This window comes from Pseudomonas sp. 8Z (genome assembly GCF_902506535.1).
GTDB lineage: Bacteria > Pseudomonadota > Gammaproteobacteria > Pseudomonadales > Pseudomonadaceae > Aquipseudomonas.
Window position 1 is genome coordinate 1041044 of record NZ_LR733827.1, and the last position, 20391, is coordinate 1061434.

The 20391-nt window shown below is 60.5% G+C and carries 18 protein-coding genes; 11 read left to right on the forward strand and 7 right to left on the reverse strand.

Annotated features, from left to right (window positions below; translation table 11 throughout):
* Positions 1-130: 130 nt before the first annotated feature.
* The 5 genes from AERO9A_RS17755 to AERO9A_RS17775 form a co-directional block, all read right to left on the reverse strand.
* Positions 131-3205 carry an efflux RND transporter permease subunit gene (locus tag AERO9A_RS17755; protein WP_159973242.1) on the reverse strand — a complete coding sequence of 1025 codons (3075 nt, stop codon included), beginning with the start codon at positions 3203-3205 and terminating at the stop codon, positions 131-133.
* Positions 3202-4287, reverse strand: a complete 1086-nt coding sequence (locus tag AERO9A_RS17760; protein ID WP_159973243.1) for an efflux RND transporter periplasmic adaptor subunit — start codon at positions 4285-4287, stop codon at positions 3202-3204. The genes AERO9A_RS17755 and AERO9A_RS17760 overlap by 4 nt, the downstream gene beginning before the upstream one ends.
* Entirely contained in the window at positions 4284-5408 is a 1125-nt protein-coding gene (locus AERO9A_RS17765; protein WP_159973244.1) for an efflux RND transporter periplasmic adaptor subunit, read from the reverse strand. Before AERO9A_RS17765 ends, AERO9A_RS17760 begins: the two co-directional genes overlap by 4 nt.
* Before the next feature lie 22 nt (positions 5409-5430).
* Positions 5431-6291, reverse strand: coding sequence for an alpha/beta fold hydrolase (locus tag AERO9A_RS17770; RefSeq protein ID WP_159973245.1), 861 nt, complete (start codon positions 6289-6291; stop codon positions 5431-5433).
* A gap of 849 nt (positions 6292-7140) precedes the next feature.
* Positions 7141-8121 carry an IS5 family transposase gene (locus tag AERO9A_RS17775; protein ID WP_159972500.1) on the reverse strand — a complete coding sequence of 327 codons (981 nt, stop codon included), beginning with the start codon at positions 8119-8121 and terminating at the stop codon, positions 7141-7143.
* Between AERO9A_RS17775 and AERO9A_RS17780 the strand changes: the two genes are divergently transcribed.
* The 3 genes from AERO9A_RS17780 to AERO9A_RS17790 all read left to right on the forward strand — a co-directional run bounded on the left by AERO9A_RS17780 (position 8120) and on the right by AERO9A_RS17790 (position 9883).
* Positions 8120-8551, forward strand: coding sequence for a hypothetical protein (locus tag AERO9A_RS17780; RefSeq protein WP_159973246.1), 432 nt, complete (start codon positions 8120-8122; stop codon positions 8549-8551). The genes AERO9A_RS17775 and AERO9A_RS17780 overlap by 2 nt on opposite strands.
* Positions 8552-8662: 111 nt before the next feature.
* Positions 8663-9448 (forward strand): phenylalanine 4-monooxygenase, encoded by a 786-nt coding sequence (phhA, locus tag AERO9A_RS17785; protein ID WP_159973247.1) that lies wholly within the window; start codon positions 8663-8665, stop codon positions 9446-9448.
* 81 nt (positions 9449-9529) lie between these two features.
* Positions 9530-9883 (forward strand): 4a-hydroxytetrahydrobiopterin dehydratase, encoded by a 354-nt coding sequence (locus tag AERO9A_RS17790; protein ID WP_159973248.1) that lies wholly within the window; start codon positions 9530-9532, stop codon positions 9881-9883.
* 209 nt (positions 9884-10092) lie between these two features.
* Here AERO9A_RS17790 and AERO9A_RS17795 read toward each other — a convergent pair whose 3' ends face one another.
* Together AERO9A_RS17795 and AERO9A_RS17800 are read right to left on the reverse strand one after the other, a co-directional pair.
* On the reverse strand, positions 10093-10446 hold the full coding sequence (locus AERO9A_RS17795; RefSeq protein ID WP_159973249.1) for a 5-carboxymethyl-2-hydroxymuconate Delta-isomerase: 354 nt from the start codon (positions 10444-10446) through the stop codon (positions 10093-10095).
* Positions 10447-10693: 247 nt separating this feature from the next.
* Positions 10694-11569 (reverse strand): SDR family oxidoreductase, encoded by an 876-nt coding sequence (locus AERO9A_RS17800; RefSeq protein ID WP_159973250.1) that lies wholly within the window; start codon positions 11567-11569, stop codon positions 10694-10696.
* A gap of 81 nt (positions 11570-11650) precedes the next feature.
* Here AERO9A_RS17800 and AERO9A_RS17805 point away from each other — a divergent pair, with 81 nt between their 5' ends.
* From AERO9A_RS17805 to AERO9A_RS17840, 8 genes are all read left to right on the forward strand, one after another.
* Positions 11651-12088, forward strand: a complete 438-nt coding sequence (locus AERO9A_RS17805; protein ID WP_218580150.1) for a helix-turn-helix domain-containing protein — start codon at positions 11651-11653, stop codon at positions 12086-12088.
* 307 nt (positions 12089-12395) lie between these two features.
* Complete coding sequence (gene purU, locus AERO9A_RS17810; protein WP_159973251.1) at positions 12396-13262, forward strand: formyltetrahydrofolate deformylase; 867 nt, start codon at positions 12396-12398, stop codon at positions 13260-13262.
* Complete coding sequence (gene folD / locus AERO9A_RS17815; RefSeq protein WP_159973252.1) at positions 13259-14134, forward strand: bifunctional methylenetetrahydrofolate dehydrogenase/methenyltetrahydrofolate cyclohydrolase FolD; 876 nt, start codon at positions 13259-13261, stop codon at positions 14132-14134. The genes purU and folD overlap by 4 nt, the downstream gene beginning before the upstream one ends.
* 5 nt (positions 14135-14139) lie before the next feature.
* Complete coding sequence (locus AERO9A_RS17820; RefSeq protein ID WP_159973253.1) at positions 14140-15378, forward strand: FAD-dependent oxidoreductase; 1239 nt, start codon at positions 14140-14142, stop codon at positions 15376-15378.
* Positions 15379-15388: 10 nt separating this feature from the next.
* Positions 15389-15697, forward strand: a complete 309-nt coding sequence (locus tag AERO9A_RS17825) for a sarcosine oxidase subunit delta (protein ID WP_074938280.1) — start codon at positions 15389-15391, stop codon at positions 15695-15697.
* On the forward strand, positions 15694-18591 hold the full coding sequence (locus AERO9A_RS17830; protein WP_159973254.1) for a 2Fe-2S iron-sulfur cluster-binding protein: 2898 nt from the start codon (positions 15694-15696) through the stop codon (positions 18589-18591). The genes AERO9A_RS17825 and AERO9A_RS17830 overlap by 4 nt, the downstream gene beginning before the upstream one ends.
* A gap of 1 nt (position 18592) precedes the next feature.
* Positions 18593-19267, forward strand: coding sequence for a sarcosine oxidase subunit gamma (locus AERO9A_RS17835; protein ID WP_159973255.1), 675 nt, complete (start codon positions 18593-18595; stop codon positions 19265-19267).
* A gap of 105 nt (positions 19268-19372) precedes the next feature.
* Entirely contained in the window at positions 19373-20152 is a 780-nt protein-coding gene (locus tag AERO9A_RS17840) for an IclR family transcriptional regulator (protein WP_159973256.1), read from the forward strand.
* Positions 20153-20391: the final 239 nt, after the last annotated feature.

Sequence of the window (20391 nt, forward strand, 5' to 3'; positions counted from 1 at the left end):
CACCGGCATTGGGTAGCAAGACACTCGACATTCAATAACTCTCAATGGTCTTTATCCTTATGTTGAGAGAGCATCACACCCTAAGGCGCGCACCCGTGACCATTTTCTGCACGCTCATGCATTACTCGGCTCAGAGCACCTCATTAGTTGCCATAACCTCCTGCTGCTCGGCCTCACGAGCATGACAAAGCAGATACAGCGCAGGCAGGAAGAACAGGGTCAATACCGTCGCCACAGCGATACCACCGATCATGGCATAGGCCATAGGCCCCCAGAACGCCTCACGGGCAATGGGGATCATCGCCAGGCCGGAGGCCGCTGCCGTCAGCAAAATGGGGCGACAACGATGCTCGGTTGCGCTAACCACAGCGTCCTGAAGCGCCAGCCCCTGCTGGCGGAAGAGTTCGATCTGAGTGACCAGAATCACCGAATTGCGCACAATAATGCCGATCAGTGCCAGCACCCCGAGGATGGCGACAAAGCCCAATGGCGAGTTGGTCGCCAACAAGGCCGCCACCACACCGATCAGCCCCAACGGCGCCACACTCAGTACCAGCAAGACCTGTTTCACGCTCTGCAACTGGATCATCAACAGGGTCACCATGAGAAACAGCATCCAAGGTACGACACGCAGAATCGGTGCCTGTGACCGCGCGCTGGCTTCAACCGCCCCGCCAACCGTCACCTTGTAACGCCCAGGCAACTGCGCAGCGAAGTCGTCGACTGCCGAGTCCAGTTGTTTGACCAGCGCATTGGGCTGCAGATGGCCGACAATATTGGCCTTCAGCGTGATGGTCGGCAGCCGATCACGCCGCCAGACCAATGGCTGCTCCTGTGCATAACCGATACTAGCGAATGCCAGGAGCGGAATCGATTCACCAGTACGAGCAGTCGGTATTTGCAAGCTGCCGATCATCTCCGGTGACTGCCGCTCATCGGCCTGCGCCCGCGCCACCACATCGACCAGATGGATGCCATCTCGAATCTGCGTGATGCTCGAACCTGACACCACACTGTTGAGAATTTGCGCGGTGTCCTGCGAGGAGAGGCCGAACTGCCGCGCTTTGTCTTGCTCGATATCGATGCGCAGCACCTTGGCCGGCTCGTTCCAGTCGTACACCACCTGGCCAATATTCGGGTTGCCATCGATGATCGCTGCCAGACGCATAGCCTGGCGACGCACCTGCTCGATATCCGGGCCGCTGACCCGATACTGAATCGGCCACCCAACCGGGGGCCCCATGTTCAGCGGCTGCACATTGAAGCCGATGCCGACGAAGTCCTGCCGTAGGCGCTCGCGTAAGCGCGTCAGCAAACGATCGCGGGCAGCGCCGCCCTGACTGACGATCACCACCTGACCATAAAAAGGGTTACTCAACTGCTGATCCAGCGGCAGGTAGAAGCGCACCGCCCCCTTGCCGACATAGGAACTCCAGCGCAATACATCTGGGTCATCGCTTAGCGTCTGCTCGAAGCGATCCATCGTCGCGCGGGTGGCGTTGATCGAGCCCTGCTGTGGCAGGTGAAAGTCCACCAGAATCTCCGGGCGATCCGAGTCCGGGAAGAACTGCCGCTGCAACAGCCCCGTCGCCGCTAGAGAGATGAAAAAGGCAAGTAAGGTCAGGCCTATCGTCCAGTTACGGTGGCGCAGCGCCAGGGCAAGCCAGCTAGAGAACAACTGCTCCCAGCGACGACTGCCATACGCCTCGGCATGAGCCGGGCGGCGCAGCAGGTAGACTCCCAACAAAGGAGCGAACACGACGGCCACCAGCCAGGACAGCAGCAACGCCACGGCTATCACCGCGAACATGGTGAACACGTACTCGCCGGCAGAGCTGGAGTTGAGGCCGATGGGCACGAAACCAGCAACCGTAACCAGCGTGCCGGTAAGCATGGGAAACGCTGTCGAGGTGTAGGCATGAGTCGCTGCCTGGGGTAAGGAATCGCCCATCTCGATACGCTTGATCATCATTTCAACGGTGATCATGGCATCGTCCACCAGCAGACCAAGGGCGATGATCAGAGCGCCAAGGGAAATACGCTGCAAGGTGATGCCGCTGTAGGACATGAACAGAAAGACCATGGCCAACACCAGCGGGATAGAACACGCCACCACCAGCCCGGCACGCATACCGAGACTTAGAAAACTGACCACCAGTACGATCAGCACCGCTTCGAACAGCGCCTTAGTGAAGCTACCGATGGCCTTGTCGACCACCTGCGCCTGACTGGACACCTGATGCACGTCCAACCCCAAGGGCAGGTTGGCGGTCAGTTCATCGATTCGCCGCTGCAGTGCCTCGCCGAAATTCTGGATGTTGCCACCTGCCTGCATGGCCACGGCCAGGCCAATGGCCGCCTGGCCGTTGTAACGAAACAGCGACGTCGGCGGTTGTGCATAGCCGCGTTCGATATGGGCCAGGTCGCTCAAACGCAGTAGACGATCACCGAAACGCAGGCTGACCGCCTTGAGATCCTCCTCACTGGCAAAGGCGCCGCTGGCCTGTACAGCGATACGCTCCTGCTCACCATCAATCGCCCCTGCCGGAGTAACCGCATTCTGCGCCTGCAAGCTCTGAATAACCTGACGCAAATCGATACCAAGCGCAGCCAGGCGGCGAATGGAAAAGTTCAGATAGATGACTTCCGGCTGGCTGCCTAGCAGTTCCACCTTCCCCAGCCCCGGTACCCCTTTGAGCCCCAGGCGCAGTTGCTCGGCATAGTCGCGCAACTGGCGCGGGGTAAAACCTTCACCGGTCAGGGCATAAATGTTGCCGAAGACATCACCGAACTCGTCATTGAAGGCTGGCCCCTGCACGCCTGCGGGCAACTCGCCGCGCAAGTCCTGCATCTTCTTGCGCACCGTGTACCAGGCATCAGGAATCGCGCGAGCGGGCGTTTCACTCTTGAGGAAGACGAACAGTGTCGCCTCACCCGCCAGGGTGTAGCTGCGCACGTAATCCAGCGCGTCGATTTCCTCCAGCTTCTTCTCCAACCGATCAGTGACCTGCTGCAGCGTTTCATCCAGCGTCGCGCCCGGCCAACGGGCCTGAATCACCATGGTCTTGATGGCGAACGCCGGGTCTTCCTCACGCCCCAATTGCAGATAGGCGAAAGTGCCCATCAACAAGGTGATCAGCATGGCGTACCAGACCAGCGTGCGATGTTCCAGCGCCCAACCGGACAGGTTGAATCCTTCTTTCATGAACCGCCCTGCCCCTCAAGCCGCACCTGCTGCCCCTCACGCAAACGCGTGACTCCAGCACTGACAATTCGGTCACCCGCCTGCAAGGCTCCGCGCACACGTGCATGCGCTCCACTGCGCTTGAGCACCTCGACTTCAACGGCCTGCACCTGCGAGCTCTGCTTGTCGATCTTCCAGACATAGTGCTGCCCTGCCTGTGCCCATACTGCGGCAACCGGCACCAGTGGCTCGGGAGCTGCATGCGAACGACTCAGCTCCACATTGACCAATGACCCCAGGTGAACATCCGCCGGTAAACGCTCCACGGCCAGCCTCACACGTTGCACACGGGTGCCGACATCCAACTGTGGGTCAATCTGCCTGACATGGGCCAAGCTGCGCGCTGCCCCATCGCCCATCGAGGTCACCCAAATGCGGCGCGGCTCACCCTGCGCGAGCAACTCGCCAAGCCCCTGCACAGGCAGATCGACCCACACCTCCAGACTGTCCAACCGCGCCAGACTGAGCACCGGTGAGCCAATCGTCAGCACCTGACCAACCTCGGCATGCCATGCCGTGACAACCCCCTCGAAGTCAGCCGTCACCTGCGTCTGCTGCAGGTGCTCCTCGGCCAGTTGCAAGGCAATACGCGCCTGGCTCAGAGTCGCCGCACGCACCTTCACCTCGCTGGCCAACTGCTCAAGCACGGCAACACTGCCAACGCCCTGCTGATGCAAACCCTGATAGCGCGCCAACTCATCACGCGCGTTGCGCCAGAGCACCTCGGCACGTGCGAACTCGCCCCGGCGGCTGTCGACCTCACCGTGCTGATCCGCATTTTCCAGTCTTGCCAACAGCTGCCCGCTACGCACTTGTTGACCAACCTCGACCTGTCGACTGAGCAGATGACCATTTTGGCGGGATGCAACCAGTAACTGATGGCGAGGCTGAACGGTACCGGTAAAGCGAGCCGTCACCGGGCGCTGCGCAGTGGCGATTTCGTCGAACATGACCGGGCGCTCAACCTGCACAGCAGGCGTCGGCTCACGGCAAGCCGCCAGCAGGACACAAAGCAGCACTAAACCGAAAGCAAGACGCCTCATGGCTGCTCTCCTACATCGGCCACTGCAAGCACACCAGCGACTTCCACCTGCTGACCGGGATAGAGCAACTGGCCGCCCTGAGCCACGACCAGATCGCCGTCCTGCAGCCCAGCGGCAACCAGTACCCGCCCAGACTCGTAACGTAAAACCTCAACGTCGACCAACGTGACGCGTTGCTCTGCGTCGAGACGCCAAACCGCAGGTTTGCCCTGATGGCGGCTCAGGCTAGCCCAAGGCAACACGACAACCGAGCCCAGCGTTTCACGCAGATGCGCGACCACCACCGAGCCCAGTGGCCACGGCCCCGACTCGGCGGGCAAGCTGACCCGCAGGCGCAAAGTCCCCGAACTGGCAGAGACACTGGGGGCAATTTCACGCACCTGTCCGACAGCCTCACGCCCTGGCTCACTCAACGCGGACAATGCGATGGAGGTTCCTTCTTCAAGCCCTGACGGTAATGCCTCGTACCAGTCGAAGACGGCCTCGGGGGCCTCGTCTTGCGCCAGCGACAGCACCATCTGCCCGGCCTGTACCACTTCGCCGGCAGAAACCGGGCGAGCGACCACCACGCCATCGGCCAAGGCCCGCAAATCGGCATCGGCCACGGCATCCTTGGCCACCTGACGACGAGCAATGGCCGTCATCAATTCAGCCTCGGCGCCCTTCAGCGCTGCCTCAGTCCGTTCATATTCGTTGCGATTGGTATAGCCCTGCGGCAGCAGGCGCGCTTGCCGCGCGTAGTCGCCACGTGCCAGCTCAACCCGTGCCTGCAAGGCTTGCACCTGTGCCGTACTGGTTTCCAGAGTGGCGCGCAAGTCCAGCGGATCCAAGCGCCCAAGCAACTGACCGACAACGACCTTGTCACCAACATCAACCAAGAGCTGGGTAACCTTACCCGCACTAGGGAAGGCAAGATCACTGACAAAACGCGCCTGTACATCCCCCGTCAACACTGTCTGCGCCACGCCTGGCACCTGCTCGACCCGTTGTACTAGCACTCGCACAGCGGGTTTCTGCGGCGGCAGCTCCGCAGAACATCCCAGCAGCAAAGTGCCGCACAACCAGGCTAACGCCCAGTGGTATAGCTTCAAGCGCGCTACAGCTTCCAATCCAACGCTCATTCCCTATCGCGCCCTATACACATCACACCAACGAAGGAGATAGCTCGGTAAGTGCAGGTGCAGGGACTTCAGCCCCAAGAAATGACAGCGCTGTCTCTCGCGAGAACAACCAAGCCGCTTTGCTCTCCAAATCAAGGAAATGCCCAGCGCCTGGAGCCACTGCGAAATGGCTGTGCGCAACGTAGTTGGCAAACTGCCGAGCATCCGCCGCTGTCGTGTAATCGTCGCGCTCACCGTTAATGAACAAGACCGGTATTTTAATTTGCGCAAAGCGCTCAACATAGTTTTTGGCGCTCAATTCACGAACTTGAGCGATATGAAATTCAATTTGCTGGTATTCATGCTCGGCCAAACTAATCAAGTGCTTGAAGTTGTAGAGCTTAAACAGTCGCGGTAAGTATTTACCCACCGTGTCATTGAGCAAGCTGCCGATTTTTCTCTTGTCCCGCGTAGCCAGATACGCCTGCCCCTTGTCGAGATAATCACGCATGGCATCGTTGATCACAGGTGAGAACGAACTGATGATCGCGCGTTCGACACTCGGCGGCGACTCAGCCAATGCCAACATCGCCGAAACACCGCCCCAGGACACAGACAGCAGCGAATTAACCTGGAACCGCTCAATCAGTGCCAAAATAATACGCACTTCATCTTCCTTGGTGACAACACGACCTAAGGTGTTGTGTTCACGAGACTTCCCAGCAAAAGGAAGATCGAAAAGAACCAAGTTAAAATGCGGTTGCAAGTATTTAACTGTCTGCCCGAAGGAACCTGTGGTGGAGAGTGCGCCATTGATTAGCAATACCGTCTTGGCCTGTTCGCCCCGCCAATACACCTCGGTATAAACATTAAAACCAGCCGCCTGCAGTACCTTCGTTTCCATGCCCTAGACTCCATAAATATAAATTTAATCATACGCATTCTCATTGCTAGGGCCCGCAAAACGTCAAAAACCCGTTCAACCCCAGAATGAAAGCTTCGTGAAAGATTCGAATTCCCTCCCCTCCAGCAGGAATTCGAAATTTTTATAGCTCAGGGCGGACGCGACCGACAAGTCAGTGACGCCATTTTTTAGACGCGCGACCTGCGAGCAGCACAGCCTCCAGGCAATTCTTTCCGCCCGAGCAAACCCGTCTCAACATCTGACAGCCAGGACTCATCGGGCATCGCACCCTGCTGTATCAAATTACTGACAGAGTACCGTGCAGAAGCTGAGAAACATTTTGTTACATATTTATAAAATATAGAAGCATGTTCACGGCGCCATTTACGGAACCCACACACCAAAAATCTGTAAAGTTTTCATGCCGTAAAAATAAAATGACAGCGCAATTAACTAGCCATCAACCCAGTTGGCATTCGACGTAAATAGCATGACCAATTTACTACCCAAGAAATATGAATTAGCTCACACAACAACCAACCCAATAACGCTTGAACACGCTCAAGCAGCAACCCAGCACAATGTATAAATAGCCATAGAATGCATGCCACCATCATTGAACTACACCAGGAAAAGTGCTGCACACTATTAACACTCATCAACATGGATTAATACTGACTACTGGCTTCCGAAAGATCGCTTAGGGATGGTCTGAAATAGCCCGACATTTCCGGCCGACTTCGACCTCTGCCGATTTTGAACGCACCGACCAGTCAAAACCGGTCAGGTTGTCCGCTCAGCGCTTCGTTTTTGGCCGTCACGAGCACCTCGTAGCGGCCATTCCTCACATTACAGGTGTACCTCTCCTGCGGTAGTCAGCAAATGTCGGCGCGCCATCCATAGGTTCGACAGGGCAAACAAGGTCATCAGATGAGCCGTGTTCTTCGCCAGACCTCGGAAGCGCGTCTTCATGTAGCCGAACTGCCGCTTGATCACCCGGAACGGGTGTTCAACCTTGGCACGCACCTGGGCCTTGGCTTTCTCAATCTTGCGTCTGGCTTTGTAGAGCGGATTGTTCTTGCCCAGCTTCTTGTACGTGCTCCGGCGCGCCGCAATCTGCCAGATGACTTCGCGTCCTTCATGCTCAAGCCGCTTCTCGACGCCGGTGTACCCAGCATCGGCCGCAACCATGTTCTCTTGGCCGTGCAGCAGTTTGTCGACCTGAGTAACGTCTGCAACATTGGCTGCCGTCCCGACCACGCTGTGCACCAGACCCGATTCCTCATCGACACCAATGTGAGCCTTCATGCCGAAGTAATACTGGTTGCCCTTCTTGGTCTGGTGCATTTCCGGGTCGCGCTTGCCGTCCTTGTTCTTCGTCGAACTGGGGGCATGGATCAACGTGGCATCGACGATGGTGCCTTGGCGCAGCGACAGGCCACGATCGCCCAGGTAGCCATTGATCACGCCAAGGATGCCGACCGCCAGCTCATGTTTCTCCAACAAACGACGGAAGTTGAGGATGGTGGTTTCGTCGGGAATGCGCTCCAGGCTTAGCCCAGCGAACTGACGCAGGATGGTCGTCTCGTACAGCGCTTCTTCCATAGCAGGATCGCTGTAGCCGAACCAGTTCTGCATCAGGTGCACACGCAGCATCGCCATCAGCGGGTAGGCTGGACGGCCGCCGTCACCCTTCGGGTAATGCGGTTCGATCAAGGCAAGCAACCCCTTCCACGGCACCACCTGATCCATCTCGATCAGGAACAATTCTTTGCGGGTCTGCTTGCGCTTACCTGCGTACTCGGCGTCGGCGAAGGTCATCTGCTTCATGGAAAAACTCGGCTGGCGGGATCAGCGTATTTCAACAGATTCGGGAAGTCTTTTTCAGACCATCCTTAGAGGCGCCCCTTGCCCGCCCGGCATGCGCAGGCCACACGACTACGAGTTGAAGCACGTCGTCGGCATTGCACCGACTGCCTATCAGTATCAGGACACCTGGGCCGTACTCATATCTAGAAAAGGTGAAGCCTGGTTGAAACCGGCCTGCAATGCTCATTTACAGCAGGTAAAGCACGGCTCCCCCGCCATTGCTCAGCTGTATTTGGCAAGTGCGCCATCGGTATCGCCTGACCTTCGCTCGACGACTGTTCGTACAACCCTTAAGCCCTCCTCCGCAAAGACCACAAAACTGCAACAAAAACCTTACAGTCACTGCCAAAGAAAGCTTTTAAATGTGGCCAAAACCTGCATTCGTAAATAAAACATTACAGAAGCACACGAAACAACCCATTCCCATGCGAGCGCGCGCCCTACACGACAGAAGACTTATGCCCCATGCTTGCAGGTAAAAAACAACAGAGGGACGGCCACAATGAAGAGCACGCAATATCTGGCCAGACAGCCGGATGCAAATGGCCTTATCCACTACCCCGAACAAGAGCATCGGGTGTGGAACACCCTGATCACCCGACAGCTAGAGGTGATACAGAATCGCGCCTGCCAAGAATATCTGGACGGCATCGAGCAACTTGCCCTGCCACTGGACCGCATACCTCAGCTCGGCGAGATCAACCGCGTGCTGGCCTCCACTACCGGCTGGCAAGTGGCGCAAGTACCAACGCTCATTCCCTTTCAGATGTTTTTTGAATTGCTATCGCGCAAGCAGTTTCCCGCCGCGACCTTTATCCGCACAGCCGCAGAACTGGACTACCTGCAGGAACCGGACATCTTTCACGAGCTATTCGGCCACTGCCCTCTGCTAACCAACCCGTGGTTTGCCGAATTTACCCACACCTACGGCAAACTTGGCCTCAAGGCCACGAAAGAGCAACGTGTCTACCTGGCGCGCTTGTATTGGCTAACCATAGAGTTCGGACTGCTCGACACACCTGCAGGTCTGCGCATCTATGGTGGTGGCATTCTCTCTTCACCGAAGGAAACCCTTTACGCGTTGTCCAATGAGCCGGAGCATCAACCATTCGATCCACTGGAGGCGATGCGAACGCCATATCGCATCGATATTCTGCAACCGCTGTACTTCGTACTGCCGCAGCTCAAGCACCTGTTCGAACTGGCGCAACAAGACATCATGCCCCTGGTGCAGCAGGCCATGCAGTTAGGCCTGCATGCCCCGAAGTTTCCAACCAGAGCTGCATGAACCCAGAGCGCCGCGTTTTCGTCCACGATAGAGCGCAGACGCGAGCTCTGCGCCACCACCAACACCTTCAGGAGGGTATCCATGAGTCTTGCCCAAGCCCAATGCGAAGCTTGCCGCGCCGATGCACCGAAAGTGTCCGAAGAAGAGCTTGCCGAACTGATCCGCGAGATACCCGACTGGAATATCGAGGTACGGGGTGACCACATGGAATTGGAACGCACATACCTATTCAAAAACTTTCGTCACGCCCTGGCCTTTTCCAACGCAGTAGGCGCCATCGCCGAGGAAGTTGGTCACCATCCCGCACTGCTCACCGAATGGGGCAAAGTTACCGTGACTTGGTGGAGCCACGAAATGCGCGGCCTGCACCGCAATGATTTCATCATGGCAGCCCGCACGGACGTAATTGCCGCCGACGCCGAAGGGCGTAAATAGGCATCCTGCACCGGTAGGACGAAGATCGCACGAGGCTGGGCCAGAATAGACAGAGCGAGCCTGGGCTTTGCACGAGCAATAACCGTGCAAAGCTCGATACCGAGACGGCCCCACTAAATGGCTCAGAAAGCGAGCAGAGCTGGAATAAGATTTACCCGCTGTAAATCAGGCAGGCACTCCAAATCAGATTGCCACCATGCCTGGCCCGCTCAGAGCTCCAGGCAGTTACGCCGATTACTGAAAGTTTCCCGGCGCATTTCACGCACATCCATGGACAAGGCAGGCACCTCTGGCAGGCGCTCGAGCAACGCGCGCACCACCCGCCGCGAAAGCTCACGCCGCTGCTCCTCATCACGCCCACTGAGCACATAACAAATCAAATGCACAAAGAGCCCTGGCTCACCTGCTACATAAGCATGCTGGTATAGGCTCAGACGCACCTTGATGTCGCTTGGTGGGCACACGCCACTGGCCGCGATGTGCTCATGCACAAGGCGCAACAACTCGTCCTCACTAATAAACTGCAGCACCTCAGCCGAGGCCTCGATTAGGCAATGCGGCATGGCAAACTCTCCCTTGCGTAAAACTTGTACGTTATCACACAACATACCTGAATCGAGGGCAGCAGATGCCACAGACAATGATTGAGGCATGCTTCAAGATTAAGCAGAAAATTACCCGACACGCTCAACTCGCCAGCCATCAGGGGCTGATAGAGACGAACCCGACCATTGCAGCCAGAGTTTAGGGGGCGCCCCTGGCGCCGTATATGAGGCGCCAGGGGCGTTTGTCTACTAGCGGTGTGAGTTTTTAGGAAGCCAGAACCTGATTCACGGTTTCGCTTAGCGGTGTGGTCGGGCGCCCGATGAGTCGGCTTAAGGTCTTACCCGACTCGTACAGCGAACCCTCTGCCGCCCGTGCATCACTTTCGGCGAGCATCTCAGCGAAACCTTCGGGCAGCCCTACGTCGATAAGCGCAGCTCTGTAGTCGGCCTCAGGCAGGTTCTGGTAGCGCACCGGGTGGTTAGCCTGACGGGTAATTTCAGCAGCGAAATCGGCCAGGGTGTATGCCTCGTCACCAGCCAGCTCATAGACCTTACCTGCGTGTTGTGCAATCTCCCCGGCCATCACCATGGCAGCCGCCTCGGCGTAATCACGGCGCGCGGCCAGCGACAGTTGACCATTACCGGCAGCGCCCAGGACGATGCCATGCTCCAGTGCAGCAGGCACACTTTGAGCGTAATTCTCGCTATACCAGCCATTGCGCAGTAGCGTGAATGGCAAACCACTAATGCGAATCAGCGCTTCAGTTTCGCGATGCTCACGCGCCAAAGCCATTGGGCTGGTATCAGCATGCAGCAGGCTGGTGTATGCAATCAGCTTGACTCCCGCCGTTACGGCAGCCTCCACCACGTTGCGATGCTGGGCAGTACGTTGCCCGACCTCACTGGAGGAAATCAGCAGCAATTTGTCCACGCCCATCATGGCGCTGGTCAAAGCGACGAGGTCGTTGTAATCGGCAACGCGTAATTCGACACCCTGCTGCGCCAGATCGAGAGCCTTACCGGCATCACGCACCAAACCAACAATATGTAGATGCGGCGCCCGACGCTGCAGGGCAGAGATGACCAAGCGACCCAGTTGGCCATTGGCACCAGTGATCAAGACGGTTTCAAAAGTAGCCATTGTGTTCACCTCGTAGACTAGAATGAGAACCAGGTTCTATAGTGAGACCACTTCGATAAAGGTGGAAGGAGGCAGTTTTTCGTGACTAGGTTACCTGCAGATAACCCATCTACTGCTCGCGCCTACCTGGCAGCCAACTTCGAGGCCTGGAGCGAGCTACCGTTCAACGCCGGGCTTTGCCCTGTACGAGATGTGCTTGATCATCTCGGCAGCAAATGGACAACCCTGATACTCCTGGCCCTAACCCAACGCGCACTACGTTTTAGTGAAGTGCACCGCGCTGTGCCGGATATTTCCAAACGCATGCTGACGCAGACCTTGCGCGAGCTGGAGCGCGACGGCTTGATCGAGCGTTGCGTCTACGCCACCAAACCACCGAGCGTGGAATACAGCATGAGTGCCGTAGGCGAGTCGCTCATGGTGCCGTTGGCCAAGCTGCTCGATTGGGCACATGACACTCACCCCAGCATCATCGATGCCCGCCAGCGCTACGACACCGCCCAACCCAAAAGCGCCTGATCCTCCGCAGAGGGCGCCTCCCGCCCTCACGGCATCCCTCCTCCCAAGCAGCGCATGCCTAAAGGCTGCGCGCGCGCAGTCACACCCACACTCCAGAGCAGCGGCTCGCAGAGAGCGCAGAGGCTTCCTCCAACCTGTTTCCCATGGAGATAAAAAAATTCCCCTCAGGCATAGACACACTCACTCCATTCACTTATAAAAATAACCTCTACGAAAAATAGATTCTCCAGGGTAAATATTCTTCATAGAAGAAAAAACCTTTTATCTATAAAGATTTCCTGCCGCCGCCCCCAGCAGAGGATTCGCCATGCAGCACGCCAAACACCCCTACGTGATCAAGATTAGTTGCCCGGCCACATCCGGCATCGTCGCCGCTGTCACGTCCTTTCTCGCCGATCATGGCTGCTACATCAGCGAAATGGCGCAGTTCGACGATGAGGTCAGCGGCGCCTTCTTCATGCGCGCGGTCTTTCGCTTCAATGCAGGCTTCTCTGGAGACATTCAGCAAATTCAGACGGGCTTTGCCGAGGTCGCCGAGCGCTTCGAGATGACCTGGGAACTGCACGACACCACCGCGCCGATGCGTGTGCTGCTGATGGTCAGCAAGTACGACCACTGCCTGGCAGACCTGCTCTATCGCCACCAAAAAGGCGAGCTGCAAATGAAGATCACCGCCATCGTCTCCAACCACCTCGACCTGCGACCGATGGCCGAGCGCGAGGGCATCCGCTTCATCTATCTGCCGGTGACCAAGGACACCAAGGCCCAGCAGGAAGCCGAGCTGCTGAAGATCGTCGACGAGACCCAGACCGACCTGGTGGTGCTGGCGCGCTACATGCAGATCCTCTCCGACGATCTATGCAAGCAGCTCTCCGGCCGCGCCATCAACATCCACCACTCCTTCCTGCCCGGTTTCAAGGGCGCCAAGCCTTACCACCAGGCCTTCGACCGTGGCGTCAAGCTGATCGGCGCCACCGCCCACTACGTCACCTCGGATCTCGACGAAGGCCCGATCATCGAGCAGGAGGTGCAACGCGTGGACCACAACTACACCCCCGACGCCCTGGTGGCGGTGGGCCGCGACACCGAAACCGTGGCCCTGTCCAAGGCGGTCAAGTACCACCTCGAACACCGCGTGTTCCTCAATCACGACAAGACGGTGATCTTCCGGTGAGCGCGCAACTGATCGACGGCAAGGCCGCCGCCGCGCGCGTGCTCGCCGAAGTATCCAGCAGCGTGACCGCGCTCAAGGCCCAGGGCATCGAGCCGGCGCTGGCCGTGGTGCTGGTCGGCGATGACCCGGCCAGCCAGGTCTACGTGCGCAACAAGGTGCTGCGCGCGGGCGAAGTGGGCATCCGCTCACTGGAATACCGCCTGAGTGCCGACGCCAGCGCCGAGGCGGTGCTGGAAGTGGTGGCAGCGCTCAATGCCGACGCATCGGTCAACGGCATTCTGGTGCAGTTGCCGCTGCCGGCGCATATCGATGAAACCCGCGTGCTGCAGGCCATCGACCCGGCCAAGGACGTCGACGGTTTCCACAGCGAGAACGTCGGCGGCCTCAGCCAGGGCCGCCCGGTGCTCACCCCTTGCACCCCGGCCGGCTGCATGCGCCTGTTGCGCGACACCCTCGGCGAGCTGTCCGGCAAGCATGCCGTGGTGGTCGGCCGCTCGAACATCGTCGGCAAGCCGATGGCGGCACTGCTGCTGGCCGCCAACTGCAGCGTCAGCGTGCTGCATTCGCGCAGCGTCAAGCCGGAGAAGCTCTGCGGCCAGGCCGACATCGTCGTCGCCGCCGTCGGTCGCCCGCGGATGATCGGCGCCGACTGGATAAAACCCGGCGCAGTGGTGATCGACGTCGGTATCAACCGCATCGAGGAAGACGGCCGCTCGCGTCTGGTCGGCGATGTCGACTTCGACGCCGTACGCCAGGTGGCCTCGGCCATTACCCCAGTGCCCGGTGGCGTCGGCCCCATGACCATCGCCCTGCTGATGCAAAACACTGTCACCGCCGCCCGCCAGCAACATGGCCTGACGGCCCAGGAGTAAACGCAATGCCTTTTGCCCTACTCAAATACGGCCTGTCCTCGGAATACCCCGTGGAGGTCGACCTGCCTGCGCCGAAGGAACTCAAGTCGGCCTATGACGTGGTCATCATCGGCGGCGGCGGCCATGGCCTGGCCACTGCCTATTACCTGGCCAAGTACCACGGCGTCACCAACGTCGCGGTGCTGGAGAAGGCCTACCTCGGCGGCGGCAACACCGCGCGCAACACGGCGGTGATCCGCTCCAACTACCTCACCAGCGAAGGCGTGCGCTTCTACGCCGAGTCGGTGCGGATGTTCAAGGAGCTGTCTAACGAGTTCGACTTCAACATCATGTATTCCGAGCGCGGCCAGCTCACCCTGGCGCACACCGACGCCACCGTGCGCGCCTTCCGCCAGCGCGCCGAGGTGAACAAGCACTTCGGTGGCCGCACCGAAATGATCGACCGCCAGCAGATCCGCGAACTGGTGCCAATGCTCAACCTCGACCCCGGCCATATCCCGGTGCTCGCCGGCCTCTGGCACATCGACGGCGCCACCGCCCGTCACGACGCCGTGGCCTGGGGCTACGCCAAGCAGGCGGCCAAGCGTGGCGTGGAGATCCATCAACTGACCGAAGTGCAGGACTTCGTCGTCGAGAACGGCAAGGTCACGGCAGTGCAGACCAACCGGGGCACCGTGCGCTGTGGCTGCGTAGTGCAGGCGGTGGCTGGCGCCAGCTCGCTGCTGATGAACAAGCTGAACATCAAGGCGCCGATCCACACCTACCCGCTACAGGCCATGGTCACCCAGCCGTTCAAGCCTTTTCTCGATCCGCTGGTGAGCTCCAGTGCACTGCACTGCTACGTGCAGCAGACCAGCCGTGGCGAGATCGTCTTCGGCGGCGGCTCCGATCCTTACCCGCTGTACAACACGCGCTCCACACTGGATCTGAAGGAAAGCCTGCTGACGGCAGCCATCGAGATGTTCCCCTTCATGGCCGGCGCCAAGCTGATGCGCCAGTGGGCCGGCAGCACCGACATGACCCCGGACTACAGCCCGATCATGGGTCTCTCACCGCTGGACAACTACTACCTCGACGCCGGCTGGGGCACCTGGGGCTTCAAGGCCACGCCAATCTGCGGCAAGACCATGGCCGAGCTGGTCGCTACCGGCCAGCCCCCGGCGCTGATCAAACCCTTCGCCCTTGAGCGCTTCTCGACCTTCCGCCAGGTCAACGAGATGGGCGCCACGGCTGCCAGTCACTGAGGTTCGCACCATGAAGATCATGCCCTGCCCGCTCAACGGGCCTCGCAACATCAACGAATTCACCTACGGCGGCGAACTCAAGCGCATGCCCGATCCGAACACCTGCTCGGACGCCGAATGGGCCGACTACGTGTTCAACAGCGAGAACATCGCCGGCGTCGTCACCGAATGGTGGATGCACAACGCCTCCAGCTACTGGTTCCTGGCCGAGCGCCACACCGTCAGCGACGAGATCCTGCGCACCTTCGACCCCAAGGAACTGTTCGACCGCCGCGTCGACTTCGCCGCGCCTGCCAAACCCCAGGAGGTGAGCGCATGAGCGCCGCTACCCGCCTGCCGGCCCCGCTGGGCCTGCTGATCGACCGCAACCGTCCCGTCAGTTTCGACTTCGAGGGCACCACCTACCAGGGCCTGGCCGGTGACAGCATCGCCAGCGCCCTGCTGGCCAACCAGCGCTGGCTGCTGTCGCGCTCGTTCAAGTACCACCGACCGCGCGGCCCGCTATCGATGGCCGGGCAGGATGCCAACACTCTGGTGCAACTGCCGGACGAACCTAACGTGCTGGCCGACATGCAGCCGCTGAGCGCTGGCCTCGACGTCACCGCGCAGAACTACAACGGCAGCCTGGACAAGGATCGCGACGCCCTGCTCGGGCACTTCTCCAAGTTCATGCCGGTGGGCTTCTACTACCGCTCCTTCTACAAGCCCAAGGGCATGTGGAAGGTCTGGGAACCCTTGATCCGCAAGAAAGCCGGCCTGGGCGTGCTCAACCTCAAGTTGCAGCCGCAATACCATGACAAGGCCTTCCTGTTCACCGACCTGGCGGTGATCGGCGCCGGCCCGGCCGGCCTGTGCGCGGCGCTGACCGCTGCCAACGCCGGGGCCAAGGTACTGCTGATCGAGCAGCAGAATTATCTGGGCGGCGCGCTGGCCTGGGCGCGCTTCGATGTCGAAGGCAAACGCGCCAGCGAGCTGCGCGCCGAGCTGCTGGCCGCCGTGGAAGGCCACGCCAATATCCGCATCCTCAAGGAAGCCACCTGCAACGCCTGGTTCACCGACCACTACCTGCCGGTGATCCAGGGCAATCGCATGTACAAGGTGCGCGCCCGTCAGTGCATCAATGCCGCAGGCGCCTTCGACCAGCCGGTGGTGTTTCGCAACAACGATCTGCCCGGCGTATTGCTGACCAGCGCCGCACAGCGCCTGATCAAGCTCTATGCGGTCAAGCCGGGCCAGCGCGCGGTGGTGCTGACCGGCAACGACGACGGCTACCTGGCCGCCCTCGACCTGCTCGATGCCGGCGTCGAGGTCGCCGCCCTGGTGGACATGCGCGAGCGCGCCGATGACGGCAGCCTGGCCACCGCCCTGCAAACCCGTGGCGTTGACTGCCATGTCGGCAGCACGGTGTACGAAGCGCTGGGCGACAAGCACCTGAGCGCCGTGGACGTACGCCGCATCGCTGCCCAGGGCGAGGTTGCCGCGAGCGGCCTGCGTATCGACTGCGACCTGCTGTGCATGTCCGCCGGCTACATGCCGGTGTACCAGTTGCTGTGCCAGGCCGGCGGCAAACTGGCCTACGACGACGCCAGCGCCTGCTTCAGCCTGTCTGGCCTACCGAGCGGGTTGCAGGTGGTCGGTTCGGTCAATGGTCGCAACGCCCTCGACGCGTTGCTCATCGATGCCGCCAACGGCGCCCTGCGCGCGCTTACTGCGCTGGGTCTGGAGGCGGGTTCGAGCCCGCGCGAGCTGCCAAACGAGCCGCGAGTCAACTTCCCCTGGCCGATCTTCCCCCACCCCAAGGGCAAGGATTTCGTCGACTTCGACGAAGACCTGCAGGTGCGTGACATCGTCAACGCCACCCGTCACGGCTACCGCGACGTGCAACTGGTCAAACGCTTCTCCACCGTCGGCATGGGCCCCTCGCAGGGCCGCCACTCGGCATTGCCCACCGCGCGCCTGGTCGCTCAGGCCACCGGGCGCAGCGTCAGCGAAACCGGAGTGACCACCGCGCGCCCGCCGTTCAGCCCGGAAACCCTGGCGCAGGTCGCTGGACGTGGCTTCGACCCGTATCGGCAAACCGCCATGCACCAACGCCACCTGGAACTGGGGGCGAAGATGATGCCCGCCGGCATCTGGCAGCGCCCGGCCTACTACGGCAAGCCGGAAGAACGCGAAGCCTGCATGCAGGCCGAGGCACGCCAGGTACGTGAGAAGGTCGGCCTGATCGACGTGTCCACCCTGGGCGGCCTCGACGTGCGCGGCCCGGACGCCGCCGAACTGCTCAACCGCCTCTACACCTTCGCCTTCGCCAAGCAGCCGGTGGGCCGTTCGCGCTATGCGCTGATGACCAACGAGCACGGCGTGGTGATCGACGACGGCGTCTGCGCACGCTTCGCCGACGAGCACTTCTACGTCAGCGCCACCACCAGCGGTGTCGACCGCGTCTACCAGCAGATGCTCAAGTGGAACGCGCAATGGCGCCTGAACGTCGACATCACCAACGTCACCGCCGCGCTGGCTGCGGTCAACCTGGCCGGGCCGGACTCGCGCAAGGTGCTGGGCAAACTGTGCAGCGATGTCGACCTGTCCGCCGAAGGCTTTCCCTATCTGGCGGTGCGCCTGGGCACGGTTGCGGGCATTCCCGCACGCCTGCTGCGGGTCGGTTTCGTCGGTGAACTGGGCTATGAGATCCACGTCCCGGCGCGCTACGGCGAAGCCCTGTGGGACGCGCTGATGGAGGCCGGTCGGGAGTTCGACATTCGCCCATTCGGCGTCGAGACGCAGCGCCTGCTGCGTCTGGAAAAAGGCCACGTCATCATCAGCCAGGACACCGACGGCATGACCAGCCCGGCCGAGATCGACATGGGCTGGGCCATCGCCCGCAGCAAGCCGTTCTTCGTCGGCAAGCGCTCGGTGGAAATCCTCGAAGCGCAGCCACCGATCCGCAAGCTGGTCGGCTTCACCCTGCCCCAAGGCAGCCCGCAGCCGCTGGAGGGCCATCTGGTGCTCAAGGGCTCGGACATCAGCGGCAATGTCACCTCCTGCGAGTATTCGCAAACCCTCGGCCAGATCATCGGTCTGGCCTACTGCGCACCCGACCAGGCCGCGCCGGGCCAGCGCCTGCCGATCCGCGTCGAAGGCGGCGAGATGGTGCAGGCCACGGTGGTGCAACTGCCCTTCTATGACCCTGAAAGCCAACGCCAGGAGCTGTGAAATGACCCTCCACGCCAATCAATTCGCAGCACGCAGCCCGCTCTACCGCCTGCAGGCCGACGCCACCCTCGCCCCGTTCGGCGAGAGCTGCATCGTCACCACCTACGGCCAGGGCGACGAAAGCGCCCTGCTGGGCCACTGCGCGCTCATCGACCTGACCAGCCTCGCCCGCTACGGCCTGCGCGGTCCGGCAGCGGCTGACTACCTGGGCGCACTGGGCTACCAGCTACCGCAGGCGCCCAACCAGGCGCTGAGCCAAGCCGATGGCAGCCACGTTCTGCGCCTGTCGCAGACCGAGTACCTGCTGCTCGGCAGCCTGCACGATGCCGGCAGCAAAGCGCAGCGCGAGGAAAGCCAGTGGCAGCCCAGCGCCGGCCAGTACCTGCTACCGCGCCAGGACAGCCACGCCTGGCTGGTGCTCACAGGCACCTGCCAGACCGAGGTGATGGCCAAGCTCTGCGGCGTCGACCTCAGCCCGCAGGCCTTCGCCGTCGGCCAGGTGGCGCAGACATCTGCGGCGCGGATCAACGTCATCGTCGCCAACCTGCCGCTGGGCGACGTGCCGTGCCTGCACCTCCTCTGCGACCGCGCCTCGGTGCATTACTTCTGGGGCGCGCTGCTCGATGCCATGCAGGAGTTCGGTGGACAGCCGGTAGGGATAGACGCCCTGCCATAACCCCACGGTGGATCGATGAAGCGTGATCCACCCTACGCGGCCATGGATGGCCGTAGGGTGCTGACGATTTTCCCATCCACCGCCTCACGGGCCAAGAGGACAACCATGGGCATCCAAGAAGACGAGCTGGACTATCGCGTCCCTGCGCTACAGCGCGGCCTGAGCATCCTGCAGATGTTCAACGCCAACGAGCGCAACCTGAGCAGCAACGTCATCGCCGAGCGCCTCGGCGTCAGCGTCTCGGCCATCTACCGCATCCTGGTCACGCTCACCGACATGGGCTACCTGCGCAAGCTCGGCAAGAACAGCTACGAGCTGGGTCCGCAGGTACTCTGCGACGGCTTCGCCTACCTGGCCAGCCGCGACCTGGTGGACATCGCCATGCCGCACCTCAATGCCCTGCGTGATCGCACCTCGCTGTCGTGCCACCTGTCCATTCGCGAACAGACCGACAGCCTCTACATCGGCCGCGCCTTCGCCGCCCAGCGGCTGTCGGTGAACATCCCCATCGGCACGCGCATACCTTGCCACTGCACAGCCATGGGCCGCGTGCTGCTCAGCGGCCTGACGCCCATGGAGCTGGACAAGCTCTACCAGCACGTACGCCTGGATGACTACCCACCGCCCGCCCCGAAAACCCTGCCCGAGCTGCAGCAACTGCTCGAACACGACCGCGAACGCGGCTGGGTGATACACCGCTCCGACTACTCCACCGCCATCGCCTGCGCCGTGCGCGACAACCGTGGCGACGTGGCCGCGGCGATCAACCTGTCCGGCCCGGAAGCGGTGATGGACAGCCCTGTGGCGCGCGAACGCTACCGGGAAAACCTGCAACAATGTGCGGACGCCATCAGCACCGAGCTGGGCGCGAAAAACCAGCGCTGAAGCGATGTGCACCACCACAGCGTGACCCTTCTACTCCCCCCCTTTTGTCCTGCATGTACCTTCTAGCAAGCGGCGAGCGTCATTAAAGCCACACAATATAGGTGGCCATATGCAATCACCGCCACCCCATAAAAATACGCCCCCGAACACCACTGGTGAATGGGTAATACCCCGCCAGCCTAAGTCAGCTATGGTTCTTTTGGGCTGAACAAAAATCAGAGCGCACAAGGAGTCTTAAT